The organism is Marinomonas shanghaiensis, from assembly GCF_003259175.1.
Classification (GTDB): Bacteria; Pseudomonadota; Gammaproteobacteria; order Pseudomonadales; family Marinomonadaceae; genus Marinomonas; species Marinomonas shanghaiensis.
The window spans coordinates 147,495-165,190 of record NZ_QGOK01000006.1 but is presented as its reverse complement, the minus strand read 5'-3'; the positions used below and the strand labels follow the sequence as shown (position 1 = coordinate 165,190).

Annotated in this window: 13 protein-coding genes and 9 tRNA genes; 10 read left to right on the top strand and 12 right to left on the bottom strand. The window is 44.7% G+C overall.

Annotation, left to right across the window (positions count from 1 at the left end; all coding sequences use genetic code 11):
- The first annotated feature begins 3 nt into the window (after nucleotides 1-3).
- The 5 genes from DKT73_RS06600 to DKT73_RS06580 all read left to right on the top strand — a co-directional run bounded on the left by DKT73_RS06600 (nucleotide 4) and on the right by DKT73_RS06580 (nucleotide 3,276).
- The gene (locus DKT73_RS06600) at nucleotides 4-1,194 is read left to right on the top strand and encodes a flagellar assembly protein T N-terminal domain-containing protein (RefSeq protein ID WP_111637776.1); all 1,191 of its coding nucleotides are present in this window, start codon (nucleotides 4-6) and stop codon (nucleotides 1,192-1,194) included.
- Nucleotides 1,195-1,254: 60 nt separating this feature from the next.
- Nucleotides 1,255-1,485: a cell division protein ZapB gene (locus DKT73_RS06595; protein ID WP_111637775.1), complete on the top strand. Its 231-nt coding sequence runs from the start codon at nucleotides 1,255-1,257 to the stop codon at nucleotides 1,483-1,485.
- Nucleotides 1,482-1,955: a hypothetical protein gene (locus DKT73_RS06590; protein WP_111637774.1), complete on the top strand. Its 474-nt coding sequence runs from the start codon at nucleotides 1,482-1,484 to the stop codon at nucleotides 1,953-1,955. Before DKT73_RS06595 ends, DKT73_RS06590 begins: the two co-directional genes overlap by 4 nt.
- A 209-nt stretch (nucleotides 1,956-2,164) precedes the next feature.
- Nucleotides 2,165-3,139 (top strand): ProQ/FINO family protein, encoded by a 975-nt coding sequence (locus tag DKT73_RS06585; protein WP_111637773.1) that lies wholly within the window; start codon nucleotides 2,165-2,167, stop codon nucleotides 3,137-3,139.
- 53 nt (nucleotides 3,140-3,192) lie between these two features.
- A tRNA-Tyr gene (locus tag DKT73_RS06580) sits at nucleotides 3,193-3,276 on the top strand.
- 629 nt (nucleotides 3,277-3,905) lie between these two features.
- Here the strand turns inward: DKT73_RS06580 and DKT73_RS06575 are convergent.
- The 9 genes from DKT73_RS06575 to DKT73_RS06535 all read right to left on the bottom strand — a co-directional run bounded on the left by DKT73_RS06575 (nucleotide 3,906) and on the right by DKT73_RS06535 (nucleotide 5,812).
- A tRNA-Lys gene (locus tag DKT73_RS06575) sits at nucleotides 3,906-3,981 on the bottom strand.
- 29 nt (nucleotides 3,982-4,010) lie between these two features.
- A tRNA-Pro gene (locus tag DKT73_RS06570) sits at nucleotides 4,011-4,087 on the bottom strand.
- Between the two features lies 1 nt (nucleotide 4,088).
- Nucleotides 4,089-4,164, bottom strand: a tRNA-Asn gene (locus DKT73_RS06565).
- Between the two features lie 42 nt (nucleotides 4,165-4,206).
- A tRNA-Lys gene (locus DKT73_RS06560) sits at nucleotides 4,207-4,282 on the bottom strand.
- 13 nt (nucleotides 4,283-4,295) lie between these two features.
- Nucleotides 4,296-4,371: transfer RNA gene (locus DKT73_RS06555), tRNA-His, on the bottom strand.
- Between the two features lie 27 nt (nucleotides 4,372-4,398).
- Nucleotides 4,399-4,475: transfer RNA gene (locus DKT73_RS06550), tRNA-Pro, on the bottom strand.
- A gap of 2 nt (nucleotides 4,476-4,477) precedes the next feature.
- Nucleotides 4,478-4,553, bottom strand: a tRNA-Asn gene (locus tag DKT73_RS06545).
- A 41-nt stretch (nucleotides 4,554-4,594) separates the two neighbouring features.
- Nucleotides 4,595-4,685 (bottom strand) — tRNA-Ser (locus DKT73_RS06540).
- A 62-nt stretch (nucleotides 4,686-4,747) separates the two neighbouring features.
- Nucleotides 4,748-5,812: a polysaccharide deacetylase family protein gene (locus tag DKT73_RS06535; RefSeq protein ID WP_111637772.1), complete on the bottom strand. Its 1,065-nt coding sequence runs from the start codon at nucleotides 5,810-5,812 to the stop codon at nucleotides 4,748-4,750.
- Nucleotides 5,813-6,007: 195 nt separating this feature from the next.
- Between DKT73_RS06535 and DKT73_RS06530 the strand changes: the two genes are divergently transcribed.
- The 5 genes from DKT73_RS06530 (at nucleotide 6,008) to glsB (ending at nucleotide 11,954) form a co-directional block, all read left to right on the top strand.
- Nucleotides 6,008-7,219 (top strand): glycine C-acetyltransferase, encoded by a 1,212-nt coding sequence (locus DKT73_RS06530; RefSeq protein ID WP_111637771.1) that lies wholly within the window; start codon nucleotides 6,008-6,010, stop codon nucleotides 7,217-7,219.
- A complete protein-coding gene (gene tdh, locus DKT73_RS06525; RefSeq protein WP_111637770.1) occupies nucleotides 7,216-8,241 on the top strand; it encodes an L-threonine 3-dehydrogenase, zinc-binding type in 1,026 nt (341 codons plus the stop codon). The genes DKT73_RS06530 and tdh overlap by 4 nt, the downstream gene beginning before the upstream one ends.
- 73 nt (nucleotides 8,242-8,314) lie before the next feature.
- Nucleotides 8,315-9,121: an NAD(+) diphosphatase gene (gene nudC / locus DKT73_RS06520; RefSeq protein ID WP_111637769.1), complete on the top strand. Its 807-nt coding sequence runs from the start codon at nucleotides 8,315-8,317 to the stop codon at nucleotides 9,119-9,121.
- Between the two features lie 109 nt (nucleotides 9,122-9,230).
- Complete coding sequence (locus DKT73_RS06515; RefSeq protein ID WP_111637768.1) at nucleotides 9,231-10,910, top strand: choice-of-anchor I family protein; 1,680 nt, start codon at nucleotides 9,231-9,233, stop codon at nucleotides 10,908-10,910.
- 132 nt (nucleotides 10,911-11,042) lie between these two features.
- Complete coding sequence (gene glsB / locus DKT73_RS06510; RefSeq protein WP_111637767.1) at nucleotides 11,043-11,954, top strand: glutaminase B; 912 nt, start codon at nucleotides 11,043-11,045, stop codon at nucleotides 11,952-11,954.
- A gap of 100 nt (nucleotides 11,955-12,054) precedes the next feature.
- Here glsB and ppnN read toward each other — a convergent pair whose 3' ends face one another.
- The 3 genes from ppnN to DKT73_RS06495 all read right to left on the bottom strand — a co-directional run bounded on the left by ppnN (nucleotide 12,055) and on the right by DKT73_RS06495 (nucleotide 17,686).
- Nucleotides 12,055-13,428 carry a nucleotide 5'-monophosphate nucleosidase PpnN gene (gene ppnN, locus DKT73_RS06505; RefSeq protein WP_111637766.1) on the bottom strand — a complete coding sequence of 458 codons (1,374 nt, stop codon included), beginning with the start codon at nucleotides 13,426-13,428 and terminating at the stop codon, nucleotides 12,055-12,057.
- A 131-nt stretch (nucleotides 13,429-13,559) separates the two neighbouring features.
- On the bottom strand, nucleotides 13,560-14,687 hold the full coding sequence (gene zapE / locus DKT73_RS06500; RefSeq protein ID WP_111637765.1) for a cell division protein ZapE: 1,128 nt from the start codon (nucleotides 14,685-14,687) through the stop codon (nucleotides 13,560-13,562).
- Nucleotides 14,688-14,851: 164 nt separating this feature from the next.
- Nucleotides 14,852-17,686: a M16 family metallopeptidase gene (locus tag DKT73_RS06495; RefSeq protein WP_198666559.1), complete on the bottom strand. Its 2,835-nt coding sequence runs from the start codon at nucleotides 17,684-17,686 to the stop codon at nucleotides 14,852-14,854.
- Between the last annotated feature and the right edge of the window lie 10 nt (nucleotides 17,687-17,696).

Below are 17,696 nucleotides of genomic sequence, written 5' to 3'. Positions count from 1 at the left end.
CCAATGTTCACTCTAAAACGCGCATTTATTACCGCATTTTTTCTTACCTTGCCAATTGCGACCTTTGCTAACAGCATAGACGCGGTTGGTGAAGCCATCATCTACAACAATGATATCGCTGACGCTCGCTACAGAGCCACTCAACAAGCGATTAAACAAGCGGTTTTAGAATCGGGCTCTAGAGTAAATGTAAGAGACGAACTCTATAATGGCGAAGTTGAATCGAATTTAGAAATACGCAGCTCAGGCTATGTACAAAAAGCGCGCATTTTGTCCGAAGAGCAAAATGGTGATTTTCTCAGAGTGATCGCTCGTGTTGATGTGACCGCAGACTCCCAATGCAGCTCGGGTCCCACACGGTATTATAAAAAAACCGTTGGAGTAACAGGGTTTGAGCTACAGGTTCCACAACAGGCGGTACTGGGAGAGCTTAGCAATATCTCGAGAGAGTTGCCCAAAAACTTAGCCGATGAAATAAACAGACAAGGCTACTTAAAAGCCTTGACCGCCACGAATATTGCCATCTACCCAGATATCATTAATGCCCCGTCTTCGACGAATTATGATGGTTCTCTCACCAATCTCACACGAATCAGCGAGCAACTTGGTGTGCAATATATCATTAGCGGCGTCATTAGAGACATTAGCGAAGTGTATCTTAGACACCCAAATGACAAAAATTCAAAAGAGGATTCAGAAGACATCGATAAAGAAAGAAACTTCGTGGTCGATATCTACATATATGATGGTTTTAGTGGCGCACTTTTATTTGAACACAGATACAATGAAATCGGCAATTGGGACATCTCTGATCACGCGAGAATTGGCTTTGGCAGCGCCAAATTTTGGTCAGTGCACTATGGTAAAGTGGTTCAACAAGCCTTAAAAGAAAGCGCATTAGATGCAAGTGAACAACTTAGATGCCAGCCTTTTATCGCCAACATTTTCCGAACAGAAGGCAATAGAATACACATATCAGCGGGCTCAATAGCCGGTGTAAAACTGGGCGATAAATTTAATATATATCGTCGTTACGAGGTATTTAATCAGTTACAGTCTACTCAAACACAGCTGAATAATGCCAATATCAGTGTTACAATCAAACAAGTTCAACCCAACTTTTCCGTTGGAGAACTCGTTGTTGACTCTCATATACTAAACGTGCAACAACAAGATGTCGTGATTGCTTGGTAATTTTATACAACTCTACGCCTGTACACTAAACGGCGATTTTTTATTTTTAGGACAGATATAATGAATAACGAACTATTACACCACCTAGAACAACGCATTAACGAAGCGGTTGAAGAGATTGGCTCATTACGTAAACGCATTTCAGAATTGGAAATGCAAAACTACGAGCTTAGCGAAGAAAAAAGCGACATCCAAAACACCCTAAACCAAACCAAAGAACAGCAGTCAAACTGGGAATCTTCTCTTTCTCAGATGCTGAATCGCCTAAATCAAATGGATAACAAACAATGAGACCATTCTTACTTGCAGCTTTAGTTCTCGTCAGTGCAAACGCATCAGCAGAAGGTCAAATTGCGAGTTTAATAAATTTTGAATCCGCCGCTGCACGTCCAACCACACCGGATGGAGAAACCAATGTCACCTCCATTATTGGTGCCAATATGGAATATACTTTGCCTGAGAATATTTCATTTTATGGCGGGTTGTCGTTTGTCATCGGTGAAAAATTCGAAAACGCTATCACGCTAGGTTCTCGCTATTACAGCGCCACACCAGCACTACAGATACTACCAGGTATCCCCATGTGGTCATTTATTGGTGGCGGCGTCTCATTTTTGGACGAAACGGTCTATTATCCAGAAGCGGGCTTTCGCATAGGTATATCAGACGTATCTCGACTCGATGTTTTTGTCAAAGTGCTCAATAGCAGCAGCGACACTTATGACAAACACGTCATGGTAGGCGCAGGGTTAACGTTTTAATTAAATAACGATAAGACCCAAAAGCAAGATGAAGCTAACACCCATTTTCGTCGCGAGTTTTGTGATCGTAACAACTTATATTTGGTGGCAAAATGATAATGGCATTATCATTACGCTACCAAGCGACGATCAGCGAAAAGAGATGATTGGCACAAGCAATACACCCAGCATTCCGCTGACTCCAATACAATATTGAGCCTTGTGTCTTTATGGAACAACTTATAGCCAAACTCGAAGCAAAAATTAACTGGCTAACCAAACAGTTAGAAAATGCGAACGAGGAAATAAAAAAACTAAAAGAAAAGAACGACCTTCCCATTGAGTACAGCGCCTCAATGGATTTATTGCAACATATGGCCGATCGGTCACCTGAAGATCAATTACAGCTCTATATAGAAGACTCTCTTGATCTTTTAGGTGTTTTATCGACCCCTGAGCAAGCAATACAAACAAATGCAGTTGAACAACAACTGAATTTCGATTTATTGCACGAGCATGCTGATAGCAGCACCACAACCACGACAATAGAACAGATTGATTACATGACCACACAACAAACAGAGCTTAACGGCTTGCAAAAAGACGACAAACTAGTCGATAACGACACTAGCGTACAAGAAGCAAGTGACAGCACTACAGAGACAGCAACGTTGACGCCTGAACAAAAAAAGCGCCAAAAAAATCAAAAAAACAATCGCCGTCTAATAAAAATGCTTGAAGACCGTTACCCCAAAGCGTTTGACTGGAATCAACCTAAGCCACTAAAAGTGGGCATAGACAAAGACATGATACTGGACGATGACTTCAACGCCAGCAAACAAAAACGTGCCCTAGCCGCTTATACGCGCTCAGATCGCTATAAGAAGTGCCTATTGTCAGGTCAGCCACGCGTTGATCTTGAAGGTGTTGCTGTAAACGATGAGCCTGCCCTCCCCGAATCCATGATCCCCAAGAAAGAGCAAAAAACATTCAACCGTCCCAAGACAACCGATCGCCCTAAAACGGCCAATCGCCCCAAAGCGGATCGCCCAGCTCAGCATAAAAAACCTCAATCAGCGCCAACACCTAAGGCCAAAACATCATCAAAACCGCAGCCCGTTAAAAGCCGCGAAGATGAAGCCTATGATAATTTGTCTCCAGAAGAGCGCATGAAAGCAAAACTGGAAAAACTTTTAAAAAAATAGAAAAAAGTGTTTACAGATAGAGGCGCGGCATATATTATTTGCCGCGCTGCTGTGGAGGGGTTCCCGAGTGGCCAAAGGGAGCAGATTGTAAATCTGCCACGAAAGTTTCGGTGGTTCGAATCCACCTCCCTCCACCATTAGCTCTTATCCTTATAGATCAATCGTTTATCTATATATTAAATCTTATCAAAAATTACAGTCATCAACTCAAACCCTAGCAAGACAAAATATTTACCACCATCAAAAAAATAAAACCTTGCCACTAAAAAAACTGCAACCGCAAAATCTCGTCGAACTACAAACAATTCAAACCAAACACCAAGCTATCAATAAACAACTCACATAAAGCCACAATCTATCTACAGATCACCCAACCCTAAAGAGAACACCCACACCACAAGAGAAACGACGCAACAACGCTCGCGATAAACCTCCTCCTCCACAATTCACCCAACCCAACAACAGAGCGCTTTGCTCACCAGGAGAACGCGCGCCACTACAGATCTCTATGGTCCACACATCACCCTTACACCCACTCTAGGCACACCTCTAGTCGATTTACCCACACGGATTGACAGACTAGATAGAGAGGCACAACCACTATTGAAGCAACACATGAAGCCAAAGGTGAGCGCACAAATCACACCTAAATAACACAGATAAGACTTTTGATTTTTTAAAAATGAAGCACCGCGAAAGCAGCAATGAAACACAGACAAGTAATTTTGAAGATAAAGGGAATATGAGGATTTTAAAAGCGAGAGAATGGTGGGTCGTACTGGATTCGAACCAGTGACCAATTGATTAAAAGTCAACTGCTCTACCAACTGAGCTAACGACCCGCTCTATGAAGTATTCTTTAATTTACTGATGGTCGGAGTAGAGGGATTCGAACCCCCGACATCCTGCTCCCAAAGCAGGCGCGCTACCAGACTGCGCTATACTCCGATGGCTCCTCGAACTGGACTCGAACCAGTGACCCAATGATTAACAGTCATTTGCTCTACCAACTGAGCTATCGAGGAATTAATCAGGCTAGTACAGAATAAAAGCATTATAGGGATAGTTGGTGGGTCGTACTGGATTCGAACCAGTGACCAATTGATTAAAAGTCAACTGCTCTACCAACTGAGCTAACGACCCAACTATCAAGTAATGGGGTGGACGATGGGGCTTGAACCCACGACCGCCGGAATCACAATCCGGAGCTCTGCCAACTGAGCTACGCCCACCATTACTAATGATGACGATAAAATTAATGGTCGGAGTAGAGGGATTCGAACCCCCGACATCCTGCTCCCAAAGCAGGCGCGCTACCAGACTGCGCTATACTCCGATTGGCTCCTCGAACTGGACTCGAACCAGTGACCCAATGATTAACAGTCATTTGCTCTACCAACTGAGCTATCGAGGAACTAATTTTATCTTTGCTGCAACATACTTCCCGAAGGAAGATGGCGGAGGAGGAGAGATTCGAACTCTCGGTAGGCTACTAACCTACGCCGGTTTTCAAGACCGGTGCATTAAACCGCTCTGCCACCCCTCCGTTGCGAGCGAGGTGTATAATACTGATTTGAAATTTCAGTGCAACATTTTTTTTAAAAAAGTTTAACTTTTTTCACTTACGTAGCCTTGTTCAGGGGAAGAACGTATCCAAACGTTAGAATACCAGTAGTAATGTTGCCCAGATTCGTCCGGCATCGTGCAGTTAATACGGCCTCTACCCACGCCAAATGGCTTTTCTGCGTTAGCCACCACTTGGAAATCCGAAACCCAATCTAATGTAGCCTTGCCCTGGCCCGACACGTAACAGACCAAATCCTTGAAACGATACTTCCCTTCTTTAAAAGTTAATTGAATAGACACTGGCTGATCACTTGCATAATCCCCTCCCGTCTTCTCTGACAGTAAAGGCATCGGCTTTGCGTCTAACTTAGTTTTTAATGTCGATAAATTAGCATAGGCGCCAGCAGCCGGAAAACGAGGCAAGTTTTCAAAATCAGAATCCGCGCTAACAACGCCAGATTGCTGCCCAAAAGCAATAATGTCTTTTTCCTTCATCATGGTGCGAATTTGACGATCTGATTCGCCATAAGGATAAGCCAGCATTTTAGGAGAATGGCCTAAATGCTTCGTCAATAAAGCTTCCACTGTGTCGACTTCCTTTTCCATGCGCGCTAGCCAATCTCGATCGCTTTCACCACTCTCCTTTCTCAACATATAAGGATGGTTAACAGTATGATTAGCAAACACGCCACCGTTGGCTTGCATCTCTTTCATTTGCGCCCAAGTCAAAAAGCTTGAACTGTTACGCTCCACGGGCTCTGTGTTGATAAAAACCGTAAAAGGAAAATTCCTTTCCTTTAGTATTGGAAAACCCGCTTGATAAATACTTTGATAAGCATCATCAAAGGAAATGGCAACGGCTTTGTCCGGCAACGGCTTGTTCGCCTTTAAATCATCCAACGCAGAGCGCAGGTCAACAACCTGAAACCCTGAGCTTTTAAGATAATCCATATGTTCCATAAACTGCTCGGGCGTCACAGATGTTGACGCAGGCGAACTAGCGCTGACATGGTGATACTGCAAAATAGGTAGATAGTCTTGAGCTTGAGTCGCTGAAGTTGCCCCCAAAGCCGCCAATAAAATGCCGTAATGTACCTTTGACAACATATAATGTCCTCTTTGCTTAATATTTGTCCTCATTCTACGGGCGAAGCGTCAACATGACCAGCATGCAAAAAACCACAACTGTTATGCCCATTTCTCTATGTCACTGCATCTACTCACAATTAGTCTGTCCACCTACACTCAGGAGATAAGGAGTTCATAATAAAAAGGACACACATCTCCACAAGAGGACAAAATATGAGCAAATCAGCTTTTTATCAGCATTTGGAAAATCAACTCCAAACCCTTAAGCAAGAAGGCCTTTATAAAAAAGAGCGCCCGCTTATCACGCCACAAGCCAGTCAGATTAAAACCGCGGACAACACGCCTTTAATCAATTTATGCGCTAACAATTACCTAGGGCTCGCTAACGCCACTAATGTCACAGAAGCGGCTCATGACGCTCTGAATAAATATGGCTATGGCATGGCGTCCGTGCGATTTATTTGCGGCACTCAAGACATACACACTGAGTTAGAAAAAAGCCTGAGTGACTTTTTGCAGATGGAAGACACCATTTTGTATTCATCTTGCTTCGATGCAAACGGAGGCTTATTTGAAACCTTATTAGGAGAAGAAGACGCCGTCATCAGTGATGCGCTCAATCATGCCAGCATCATTGATGGTATTCGCCTATGTAAAGCTAAGCGTTATCGCTATGCCAATAATGACATGAGCGAATTAGAAGCTAAGCTACAACAGGCCGATAAAGACGGCGCAAAAACCAAGCTCATCGTCACCGATGGGGTGTTTTCTATGGATGGCATCATCGCCGATTTAAAATCCATCTGTGACCTTGCCGATCAATATGATGCGCTTGTTATGGTAGACGACTCTCATGCGGTAGGCTTTTTGGGCGAAAATGGCCGTGGCAGCCATGAATACTGCGATGTACTAGGGCGTATTGACATCATGACCGGCACCTTGGGTAAAGCGCTTGGCGGTGCCTCTGGCGGCTACACCAGCGCCTCCAAAAGCATCGTCGACTGGCTACGCCAACGATCGCGGCCTTATCTATTTTCTAACTCGCTTGCACCTGTTATTACAGCCACCAGCTTGCACATTCTTCAGTCACTTAAGACTGGCGCAGCAGCCAGAGAGCAGCTCAAGCAAAATAGCCAATACTTTCGCTCTCACATGAGCGCGTTAGGCTTTGATCTTGTCGCTGGCGATCACCCTATCATTCCTGTTATTTTAGGCGACGCCAATCTCGCACAAGAAATGGCAAATGCGCTATACGAAGAAGGGATTTTTGTGACAGGTTTTGCCTATCCGGTTGTCCCGATGGGAAAAGCAAGAATTCGTACACAAATGTCCGCATCACTGACTACGGAACAGCTTGATCGCGCCATTACCGCTTTTGCGAAAATTGGCCGCGAACTGGGTATTATTGAGGGAAAAACAGAATGAAAGCACTTGCAAAGTTACATGCCGAAAAAGGCATTTGGATGACAGACGTCGCTCACCCAGAATGTGGTCATAACGATGTGGTCATCAAGATACGCAAAACCGCTATTTGCGGAACAGACATGCACATCTATCAATGGGATGACTGGGCACAAAACACGATTCCGGTTCCTATGACAGTAGGACACGAGTTTGTTGGCGAAATCACCGAAATTGGTCCAGAAGTAACAGGCTTTAATATTGGCGACCGTGTCTCAGGTGAAGGTCATATTACCTGTGGACATTGCCGAAACTGCCGTGCAGGACGCCGCCATCTATGCCGTAAGACACTTGGTGTCGGTGTCAATCGCAATGGTGCATTTGCTCAATACTTGGTCATACCAGCGAGCAATGCTTTCAAAATCCCCAGTAATATCAGCGACGATATGGCCGCTATTTTAGACCCTTTTGGAAATGCTACGCACACGGCTTTGTCATTTGATTTGATTGGTGAAGACGTACTGATCACAGGTGCTGGCCCTATTGGTGCCATGGCCGCGGCAATTGCCAGGCACGTTGGTGCTCGCAATGTCGTGATAACGGACGTGAATGATTTTCGCTTAGACCTGGCCAAAAAAATGGGTGCCACCCGAACGGTGAACGTGAGTCGTGAATCACTGAAAGACGTGATGAGCGAAATAGGCATGTCTGAAGGCTTTGATGTGGGACTAGAAATGTCCGGCAATGACATGGCTTTTCGCTCCATGCTTGAATGCATGAACCATGGTGGAAAGATTGCCATGCTTGGCATTCCCAGTAAAGACACCTTGATTGACTGGAACCAAGTCATCTTTAAGGGCCTTATCATCAAAGGCATTTACGGACGCGAAATGTACGAAACCTGGTACAAAATGATTGCTATGTTGCAGTCTGGCTTAGACATCAGCCCAATCATTACCCACCGTTTTAAAGTTGATGAGTTTCAGCAAGGCTTCGACACCATGGGGTCAGGAAAGTCAGGCAAAGTGATCCTGGATTGGAATTAAATCCATCTTAGTTATTGCGTCTAAAGAGTGATCGCGTTAGCGTCATTCTTTTAGACGCAACCTGAGCAATCATATGTTAGAAATAGGCACTCAAACACATCCGCTTCCCCATCAAAATGCGCTCTATATATTGCTCCATCGCAACCAAGTATTGATTGAGTCTGATGATCAGTTCCTGATTCCATTTACCCATTTTCAGCCCAACTCAAACATGAACGCGGTTTATTGTGGCAAATGGCATGAACAAGACATTTTTGTCTGCCGCTTTGATGCCGTACCAAAAGGATTCAGTGAAATAGGTTTGCGAGAGTTGCTCTTCTTACAAGATCAACCGCACTATATTTTATTAAGTCGCGCACATCAGCTGTCTACATGGGATCGTGATCATCAGTTCTGTGGACGCTGCGGCACAGCCATGCAAGAAAAACACGCCAAAGAACACACTAAAATTTGCCCCTCTTGCAACCTACGCCATTATCCAAGAATTTCCCCCTGCGTTATTGTCTCCATCAGAAAAGCAGACCAAATCTTATTGGCTCGTGGGCCGCTGGCCCCAAAAGACAGATACAGCAATATCGCAGGCTTTGTTGAAGCAGGCGAAACCTTAGAGCAAGCCGTCGCTCGTGAGGTAAAAGAAGAAGTCGGCTTAGAAATCACCAATATACGTTATGTTGACAGCCAGCCGTGGTCTTTTCCTCATCAGCTCATGGTCGGATTTTTTGCGGATTATAAAAGTGGCGACATCGTCCCCGCACCAGGCGAAATAGAAGAAGCCAATTGGTATTCCATTGATGCCCTACCCACTATTCCAAACAATACCACCATATCAGGGCAACTGATCAACGCGCATGTGGCACACATTAAAACTCAGCGTTCATAGCATCTAGGAGACAGGACAGTAGGTAAGCACTTACTGTCCTTTGCCACTTGTTTGTCATATTTAAACGTTAGTGTAGACCTTCAAACTTTATTCCTTTGGAGACATTTTCATGCGTTTACCGATTGCCTTACCATTATGCGCCACCATTGCCCTAGTTGGCGGCTGTGCCACAAATCACTCAGCTACGCCCTCTGCGACGTCTTCTATCGAGCTGAGTTTTTTAGGTCGTTATGAATCTGGTGTTTTTGGTGCAAGCGCCGCTGAAATTGTGACCTATGATGCCCAAGCTCAAGAAACCTTTGTTGTAAACGCAAACTCAGGAAAAATAGACGTTTTATCCCTAAAAAACCCAGCACTACCAACCAAAACAAGCACGCTGGATGTGAGTAAAGATGTTACCAATTTGACAGGAATTGAGCTTGGTGCTGCCAATAGTGTGAGCGTTCATAACGGCATAATGGCCGTCGCCATTGAAGCAAAAATAAAGCAAGACAGGGGATACATTGCCTTTTACAAAGTCGATGACCATAGGTTTATCACTGCGGTTCAGGTAGGCGCATTACCGGATATGGTGACCTTTACCCACGATGGGAAGCAAGTCGTAGTGGCCAATGAAGGCGAACCAAACGACGAATACACTATCGATCCAGAAGGCAGCGTTAGTATCATCACTCTTCCAAATGACATTGCTGCATTACGGCAAAAAGACGTAACAGAGGTTTCTTTCCGCGACTTCAACAATGGCGGTACACGTGCTGCAGAACGTCCCGCAGGCCTTCGTATTTTTGGCCCCAATGCCAGTGTCGCTCAAGACTTAGAACCTGAATACATCACAGTCTCTGAGGACAATCGTTACGCTTTTGTGTCTCTACAAGAAAATAACGCCATTGCGAAAATCGATCTGACGAAAAAATCCGTTCAGACCATCTGGGCTTTAGGCGCAAAAGATTACAACCAAACAGGCAATGAATTGGATATAAGCGACAAAGATAAAAGCATCCAGTTAACAAATTGGCCTGTATTAGGTTTATACATGCCAGACAGTATTGCTTCATACAGTGTTTCAGGGAAAACCTATCTGGTTACCGCCAATGAAGGCGATTCAAGAGATTATAAAGGGTTCAGCGAAGAATACCGCGTCAAAGACCTTGCTGACCTAAACAGCCAACTTGCACTTACCAACACTCTGAAACACAGCATTGAAGGCAAATTAGAAGACGACAAAAATCTTGGTCGTATGAAAATAACCAGCACCTTAGGCGCTAAAGACTGTGAATTAGTCAAAGGGGCACCGACCAACTGTACCTTTACTCAACTGTATGGATACGGTGCACGTTCATTCTCCATCTGGAACGGTGAAACAGGCGAACAAGTTTTTGATAGTGGTAGTGATTTTGAACGCATTACCGCCGAGCAATTAGGTGAAAAAGGCTTTAACACGTCAAATGACAATAATAAAAGCGACGATCGCAGTGACGATAAAGGACCAGAACCAGAGGCACTCACTCTCGGTCAAATCAATGGTCGTACTTATGCGTTCATTGGGCTAGAACGTGTTGGAGGTATTATGGTTTATGACATTACAACACCGATGAAAAGCCAATTTGTTCAATACCTAACAAGCCGTAACTTTGATGCCAAAGTGGATACCTCCGCGGCGGGAGACCTTGGCCCAGAAGGCATGAAATTTGTACCTAAAGAAAACAGTCCGACAGGTCAGGCACTCTTAATTGTCGGCAATGAAGTCAGTGGAACCACTTCCGTTTACGGTATTTCATCTAAAAAATAACCCTTTATTCCTCCCTTCTAGCCCCCTCCTTGGGGGCTTTTTGATACCAGTCTACCAACAAATTCCACTGGGGTTTCCCAGCCACTTTCTCTATACTAAGCGCCCCCTTTAACCCTGTTTAATGAGAGCAATGTGGAAGATTTACTGCATTCAATAGAACAAAAAGTAAAACCATTAATCGGTTTAGGCAAAGTCGCAAACTACATCCCCGCATTAGCGAATGTTGATCCCAATCAATTTGGTATTGCCATCTACAGTAATAATGGCGAGCTTTACCATGCAGGCCAAGCCTATACTGACTTTTCTATCCAGAGTATTTCTAAAGTCTTTAGCTTAACCCTTGCCATCAAACATTACGGCGAAGACATGTGGAAACGCGTTGGACGCGAGCCTTCGGGTAATCCGTTTAACTCTTTAGTGCAATTAGAATACGAAGTCGGCGTACCCCGTAACCCCTTCATTAATGCGGGGGCACTGGTAATCTGTGATATGAATCACTCTCGTTTTGCATCGCCCCATTACGCTATGCGCGAATTTATCCGCCGCTTGGCGAATAATCCAGAGTTGCGCTCAGATAAAATAGTGTCCGATTCAGAATACGAATTTCGTTCTCGTAACGCTTCAATGGCGTATCTTATGAAAGCGTTTGGCAACTTCAACAATGACGTCGAAGCGGTGTTACACAGCTACTTTGATAACTGTGCCATGCGCATGAGCTGCGTCGACCTTGCTAAAGCCTTTAGTTTTTTAGCCAATAAGGGATATTGTCGACATTCAGGCGAGCAGATACTCAGCCCCAGAGAAACCATGCAGGTAAATGGATTGCTCGCCACAAGCGGCCTATACGACGAAGCAGGAAACTTTGCTTATCGCGTCGGCTTACCAGGTAAAAGTGGTGTGGGTGGCGGTATCATCGCCATTGTTCCCAATCGCTTTTCCGTTTGCGTCTGGTCACCTGAATTGAATAAATCCGGGAATTCTCTTGCCGGCATGGCGGCTCTCGAAGCCTTATCCGAAAGCATTGGCTGGTCCGTGTTTGGTTAAGCTTAACCGTTAGAAATAGAAAAGGGCTTCACGAGAAGCCCTATTTATTGATTTATGCCCTAAGAGTCAATGATGTGCGTCAAGCGCATCAGCTCATCGTTCAGTCGGTTATTACCTTATAGCACGGCACATACGCACTGCCCGGCAGCTTCATGCGTTGCTGACGAACAAAGGCTTGTAACAAAGCGTCTAATTTCGCCAACAACGCTTTATCGCCATGAATCTCAAATGGCCCAAACTCTTTGATGTAAGCCACGCCTTGGGCTTTTACGTTACCTGCGACGATGGATGAGAAGGCACGACGCAAATCCGCCGCCAACAAATGCGTTTCTTGATTGAAGTGCAGGTTTAAACCACGCACATTGTCATGAGTTGGCTCAAACGGGTGTTGAAACTCCTCTGGAATATGCAATTTCCAATTGTAGTAAAACGCGTCTTGATGTGCCTTACGATATTGGCGCACATCTTCCATTCCTTGTTTGATAGTACGCGCTACCGCCACTTCATCTTCAATAATAATGCGGTACTTATTTTGCGCTTCTGCACCAAGCACATCCCCAATAAAGGCGTGAATTTGCTCGAAATACTCCGCGCTTTCTTTTGGACCGGTAAACACCAAAGGAAATGGCACATCGGCATTTTTAGGATGCAACAGAATACCCAAGATATACAAAATTTCTTCGGCTGTACCGGCACCACCTGGGAACACTACAATACCATGGCCCGCACGCACAAAAGCTTCAAGACGCTTCTCGATATCTGGCATGATGACCAGCTGATTAACGATCGGGTTCGGTGACTCTGCCGCAATAATACCGGGCTCAGTTAAACCTAAATAAACACCATTTTTGATCCGTTGTTTGGCGTGAGCGATGGCTGCGCCTTTCATAGGCCCCTTCATAGCGCCAGGCCCACAACCAGTACAAATATTAAGCTCACGCAACCCCAATTCATGGCCAACGCGCTTAGTATAATCGTATTCATGACGTGCAATAGAGTGGCCGCCCCAACAGACAATCATGTCGGGATGTTGAATACGGCGGAAGACATTCGCATTACGCAACAATTCGAATACGACGTTGGTCAATTTCTCTGAGCTAGCATTCTCTAATCCGCGAGCCAGCAGATACTCGTGCTGAGTAAAAATAATATCGCGTAATACGCTAAACAACATTTCACGCACACTGCTGATCATCTTTCCATCGACAAAAGCGCTACTTGGTGCATTTTTAAGTTGCAACTTCACACCGCGCTCTTGCTGCACAATGCGAATTTCAAAGTCTTTAAACTCTTCCATGGCCGCTTGTGGGTCGTCTGAATCGCTGCCACAGTTCAAAATCGCCAAAGCGCAACGGTGAAATAAATCATGAAGTGGGCCAGATTCTTCTGACAGACGAGATATTTCATTTTGAGATAACATCTCTAACGCACCCTTTGGTGCGACTAACGCATCAACGCGATCCTCATACTGCATGATCGCCCTCCTTACTTCTGGGTTATTGTCTTTAAATATACATTATCTTGCATACAAACATAGTGGTCGTGCATCGGCTTTTAATCAAGGCTTAACAGCCAAGTTGTTTAAAATAGTCAGAACAAAATCAATTATTTAACACGTAATTGCTGATAATAAAGAGACTTCATTTCAATTAAACGACTGTAAGTTCGACGAAACTCAAATAATAAAGAGCCGTTTAAGTACAAGTTATCGAGCGCGACATCGGCATTCAGTAGCAGCACCACTTGATGATCATAACATTCATCCACCAAGCTGATGAAACGTCTCACCGCATCATCGTTTACCCCTAAGGACACCTCTCGCTCACCTGTTTGCCCTGAACCAATCGCGCCGTCCTCTGTGCCCCGCGCCTTAATGTGTTCATACGGCTCACTGCTTAACTCAGGAATGCCCGTCACCATGATAAATGGAAAACGACTCGCCAATTCAATGTAATCCATCGATGATCTCGGACTATTACAGAGTGTCTGAAACTCAAACCACGCAATGTTGTCCGCTGACTTGAGGACCACAATGGCTCGACTGCAAATCTGCAACGGCTGTTGGGTAATGTTACCCTTCGCCAGCTGTTTGAAAAGAGCTGGCATATTTTGCTCATGCTTGATAAAAAAAATCGCTGAACTACCAGTATGGCGCAACCTATGATCTTCTTTGCCACCTAAATGAACAGTCTTCACTTTTTGCTGTAACAAGTGAATGGTTGGCGCAAAACGCGCTTTTTGTAACTGATTTTGAAAGAGATTTTCTACCGCAATATTCGACGTTGCCACCAGCACCACACCTTCGTCAAATAAAGCGTCGACCAAACCACCCAGCAACATAGCATCGCCAATATCTGAAACAAAAAACTCATCAAAACACAGCACGCGACACTCTGATGCCAATCGTTTAGCAATGCCTTTTAACGGATTTTTTTGACCAAAGGCAAGATTCAACTCTCGATGCAAACGCGCCATAAAATGATGGAAATGCAGTCTCAACCCAACACCATCGGGCAAACAGCCATAAAACAAATCCATCAGAAAGGTCTTACCACGCCCCACATCGCCCCAGAGATAAACACCTTGTATTGATTCTACCCCTTGACGCGCTGCAGCCCCCACCATGAGCGACTGATAAACCCGCTCTAGCTCCTCTAATGCCAGCTGCTGACTGGCGTCGAACGACACTTCACACCGATCAAGCTTGTCTTGATAAGACGACAAAGGTGACATCCACTTTCCCTTTTTTACATAAACCAAACGATAAAAATGGATTCATCATATTCATGACATAACCATAAGTCGAGTTAGAGTCTACACCAAGTTAATCTGAACTAAACTCGCAAAAAAAATGCCCAGCCGTATTACGACTGAGCATTGTCAATACATCAACTAAACTAGGGCGCCAAAGGACGATAAAAACCAGTCACTCTGTCGCTAAAGGTCAATGTCTCTACCAAGGCTTTTAGCTTTGCTTGTGTTAGCCCAGAGGCAAGCTGATCCATATCACTAAGATAGCGCGCATCGCCATAAAGAGTTTCACTTAATTCCAGTCGGTGCGCCAAGGTGCCATCGAAATCCCTTTCTAGGCGGTTTTGCTCAACATCAGCAAATGCGCCTTGTATTTCATCGACCCACGCGGCGGTAACCATCTCGGGCAATTCCGATAATGCTTTATGAGTCATAACAGCCAAATCATTTACTCGTTCAGGATCACTGGAATATTGAATGCTCAACTCAGCACGATGAGTGTCTTTGTTTAACTCTAATCCCACCCTGACACTGTAAACACCTTGGGCTTCACTGCGTAGACGCTGTTTTAATTCTGCTTCTAGTCGCTCGCCTAAGTACGTCAATTGCAGAGCCGCAATGGGTGACCAGGGCATGGACTGATAAGCATACATGCGATATTCCGCCTTTGGCTCAGTATTCAACGCCATGTCTACCACTGACTCACCAGGCAACTGCAACACTGGTAACGTCTCATAATCGGCAGCACGGTGAGCGGACGTATCACGAGGAATCGTGGCAAGATATTTTGCTGCCAGTTCAGTCATATCCGCTTCGGGCATACGGGACACAATAAAATAATGCACTGGCAAAGCAACTTGCTTCTCTCGAGTACGCTCTAATACCGCTAACGATAACGACGTTAAATCATGAAGACTTGGCGACACCTCTTTTTGTCCAAATCGTGCTTGTGCCAAACGCTTTGTAAACACTTCAAGGGGACGAACCACATCAATGTTCAGACTTCTTTTCAGACTGTCCATCACACTCTCATAGACCGTCGTATCAATTTTTGGCGTAACTTGATTGATACGATAGACTGCCAATAATTTCTCAAAAGCTTCGTCGTCTGTGGTACCTCGGTACGTCAGGCTTTGTGCTTTTTGTTTCGTCGATAGAAACGCTTTTTGATCGCGACGCCATTGAGCATATTCTTCATCACTCCAACCATAAATGCCCGTTGCATCAGACAGTTGCACGGCAAATTGTTCTGCCCATGTTGAACCTTGTGTAAGGTTGTAACCAGCCGCTGACAACGCCGTAAAATAACTTTTACTGTCCTCCTCAGATGCTTCAATTTGATAACGCCCCGCTAACACAGTGGGGTCTAACAACGTCAGTTGATCACCATTAGATAAAGACCAATTGGAAATCCCTAATTCCGCCTCTCTTGAGATCAAAGACAACGAGCCGGATTGAGTGACGACAGGTAGCGTTTTTTCGGCCACCACTTTTTCTTTCTCCAACGGAGCAAGGCGCTGCTTATTGATAGTGTCAAAAATCGCCTCAACTGACTCCACAGAGCCTATATCAACACTTTTTCCACCAACGGCTTGCGTATACAGAATACGATCCGGAGCTGACAACCACTGACGTAAACGCGCATTCACATCATCAAGAGAAATACTCTTTACTAGGCGCAAAAGTCGATCATTGCTTTGTACAGGATCTTGTAGCTTTTTGTCTGAGGTCACCGCATCCACCATTTTGACAGACCAGATAGTGCCACGATTTTTTGCTGCATCTTTATTGGCTTCTGCAGTATCAACGACTTTTTTATAAACCTTATCAAAGTCTTGTTGATAAAACCCATGCGCTTTAATCCGCTCTAGTTCTTGAATTAACGTTTCTAAGCCTAGCAAGTGGTAACCTTCATCAACATTCACCGAAAAACCTACAATCGCGACGTTAGGAGAGACCGTACCTTTGGTACTCGATAAAGCACGAACATGCTCTGGTAAGACGTCTCTTTGGCGTCGAATTTGTTCGGTCAGCAAGTTACGCGTCATATAATCAATCAAACCGTCACGTCGACCTTCATCCGTATCAAAAGACTCACTGTCAAAACGGTATAAGAAAGCCACTTGATTAATTTTACTTCCAACATCACGCAACTGACCTATTTTAAGAAGGTTATCTAAGACGGGATCTTTTGGGTGTCGTTTAGGCAATATCCGCCTAGGTTCTGCACTGAAAATGTTTTTAATGTGCTCTTCAAGCACACGACTGTCCATAGGCGTGTAGATCACCAACGCCATGTTATTTGGCGCATACCAATCTTGATAAAAAGATTGAAGTTGCTCTGCAGGTGTATTTTGAATCGTTTCCTGTGTGCCAATAACAGGGCGCTCTGGATACAATGAGCCAACCCGTAACAAGGCTTTTTTCTCATCATTAACACGCGCTCGATGACTCAATTTTCCACGCCACTCTTCTTGGATAATCAAGCGCTCTTTGTTTAACGATGCCGCTCGGATATCCGCATGGAAAACCATTTGTTGATACACCTCCAAAACCTTGTGGAGACGCTCTGGCGTGGTGTTACGCAGATTTATCATATAACGCGTATTTTCACTGTTCGTCATAGCATTAAAGTCACGCCCTTGCTTCAGCCCCATATCAGTAAAGGCTTTTCGCACACCATTTGGCAATCCATCACTTTCGTGGAACACCATATGCTCTACCATATGCGCCACGCCCAACTGATTTTCTTTTTCATCGATAGCACCAGAAAGCACCACTAAATTTGCCAAAGTCAGGCCTTCTGGCGCGTCTTTTTCCTGTCTTGAGTCAAATAAATAATAGCGAAAGCCATTGTCTAATATGCCGTGGACAACGCGCTTGTCCCAAGGTAACCCTTCATCACTTGCTTGCACTTGAGCAGCAAAAACGCACAAGCAAGCCAGCCCAATCACCCGTAAAACATTCTGAAGAAAAAACATAAAACCGCTC